Genomic DNA, 1675 nt, shown 5'->3' with positions numbered 1-1675 from the left:
AGTCAGAGGGTTGCTGAGTTCATTTTATGGCTATTCAGTCATATCAGTTTTACTCGGAATTAGTCGTTTTGTTGTATGACAGAATCAAGCGAATCGAATCAACCTGATAGGGATAGCGGGACTGTGGGCATCGTGGCAGTTGAATCATCAGGCGACATGACCGGCGCAAAATTACGCTTTGAATACAAATCAATTAGTTAAAAATTGAGAGCCACTTTCACACGGCTCTCTTGATAAAATTAATAACCCTTACGGATATTTATACGCACTGGAAGGTCAGACGAGCAACGCCATTAACGAGTAGATGAGTATCTATCTCAGTTTTCACTTCTTTCATGGCTTTATTTTGTGTCCTACAAAAATCTGACGCTTTTTTGCTGGCTGTGCCAATAGCACCTTTAGTTCGACCTGCTGCAGGGGCAGCCTCAACTTCTGTGAAGTAGTCGCCGTTATCTAGCTTTTTGATATCTGATTGATATGTCAAGCCTATGCCGTGAAGCTGTGTTTTGTCATTTTGTACTGAACATCCACTTAAAATGGCACTGAATATAACGGTTGCTGCAATGATTGAAATTTTCAAATGAAAAGGTTCCTTTACATGTTTAGTTAGTCTTTATTTTACAATAAGTGATTAAACAATAATTAAACCAATGATGACTTACTAATTAGCTATCTTTTTTCGCATTGAGATTTATATTTTTTCAGGTTAAGATTTCGGCTAATTGTAATAATTCCGCAACGGGGCCAGATGTTGACACTCCTGAACATGGACACCGTTAAGCTAACGGCGGATGCACTAATAATTAAATAGTACGACGATTCCCTATATTGGGCGTCACATTTTATGTGTTAAATATTATTATCAAGCAGCCTACGGGCGGTTTTTATATCTAAGTCATTGGCCCTATAAGCCGGTGGCTTTTCTTTTGGAGTAACCCCATGCCACCCAGAATACCGCGAGCCTGCCGTAAACATGGGTGCCGCAACACCACGATTCACAGTTCTGGTTATTGTCCTGAACATCAGAATACCGGATGGGAGAACCACCAGCAGGGTAAGACCAGGCATGAGCGTGGCTATGGTGCTAACTGGGATAAGTTGACGCCACTGATAAAGGCCAGAGACAAAGGGCTGTGCCAACAGTGCTTGCGTGAAGGTCTGGTAGTGTCAGGTACTACGGTTGACCACATTATACCCGCCAATGGCCCGGCAGTGAAGAGGCCGGACATCTTCAACCGCGAGTAAAAAAGGGCGATTCAGTGACCGTGCTGATCGGCACTGACCGGGTGATTACCGGTTACCCGGAGTAACCCTTTATGCATCGCATTGATACCCCCTCCGCTCAAATTGATAAATTTGGCGCGGGCAAGAACGGTTTTACCCGCGGCAACCCACAAACCGGCGTGCCAGCCACGGCTTTAGATGATGATTACTTTGATGCTGTGCAGGAAGAGTTGGCGGGTATTGTTGAGGCTGCCAGCATCATCCTGAATAAAACGAATCGTGCTCAGGTACTGGCCGCACTGAAAAAGTTGTTTTTGCAGTCGGGTAATAACCTGTCTGAGATTAAAAGTGCGGGTGCGACGGCGGTCGCGGCCACTCTCGCAAACCTTGGGTTAAAAGAAGTGGCCAAGCGGGGTGTGGGAACGGGTGTTAATCAAATACCGGATATGAG

2 protein-coding genes and 1 pseudogene are annotated in these 1675 nt (G+C 45.0%); 2 read left to right on the top strand and 1 reads right to left on the bottom strand.

The genetic code is table 11. From position 1 onward, the window contains the following. Positions 1-259 precede the first annotated feature (259 nt). Positions 260-580 carry a lipoprotein YegR gene (gene yegR, locus YALDO0001_RS19300; RefSeq protein ID WP_004705633.1) on the bottom strand — a complete coding sequence of 107 codons (321 nt, stop codon included), beginning with the start codon at positions 578-580 and terminating at the stop codon, positions 260-262. Between the two features lie 359 nt (positions 581-939). Between yegR and YALDO0001_RS19295 the strand changes: the two genes are divergently transcribed. Together YALDO0001_RS19295 and YALDO0001_RS19290 are read left to right on the top strand one after the other, a co-directional pair. Further along, positions 940-1245, top strand: a complete 306-nt coding sequence (locus tag YALDO0001_RS19295; RefSeq protein ID WP_049596262.1) for an HNH endonuclease — start codon at positions 940-942, stop codon at positions 1243-1245. Between the two features lie 71 nt (positions 1246-1316). Beyond that, a pseudogene (locus tag YALDO0001_RS19290) lies at positions 1317-1675 on the top strand (gp53-like domain-containing protein); the annotation flags it as partial.

The sequence above is a fragment of the Yersinia aldovae ATCC 35236 genome (assembly GCF_000173735.1).
Classification (GTDB): Bacteria; Pseudomonadota; Gammaproteobacteria; order Enterobacterales; family Enterobacteriaceae; genus Yersinia; species Yersinia aldovae.
This window is presented reverse-complemented; position numbering and strand designations above follow the sequence as displayed.

What these genes read in the sequence shown, in the direction of transcription:
- YALDO0001_RS19295 (WP_049596262.1), top strand. Translation starts at nt 940, where the DNA reads ATGCCACCCAGAATACCGCGAGCCTGCCGTAAACATGGGTGCCGCAAC.